The following is a 202-nucleotide window of genomic DNA, read 5'->3' as shown; positions in this document are numbered from 1 at the left end:
GCCGTACCGCTCAGTGTCGGCCTGTTGTCGTTGGTCACGCCGCCACTGGCAATCGCACCAACCACGCCCCCCTGTACGTTGTCCACTACGCTGGTGATAACCGGCGAGTTAGGTGCAACAGTGTCAACAATCAGACCCCAGCTATTGGATTGCCCTGAAACGTTGCCCGCACTATCTTCAGCTCTGACCGTTAAGGTATGCG

General features: G+C 57.4%; 1 protein-coding gene. It reads right to left on the bottom strand.

What is annotated here, in order from left to right; translation table 11 throughout:
* On the bottom strand, nucleotides 1-202 hold a 202-nt coding region (locus tag MXF20_RS23375; RefSeq protein WP_325971654.1), incomplete at both ends, for a hypothetical protein.

The sequence above is a fragment of the Pantoea dispersa genome (assembly GCF_035783935.1).
GTDB lineage: Bacteria > Pseudomonadota > Gammaproteobacteria > Enterobacterales > Enterobacteriaceae > Pantoea > Pantoea dispersa_C.
Note: the sequence above shows the minus strand (reverse complement) of the source record. Positions and strands in the feature narration are given on the sequence as shown.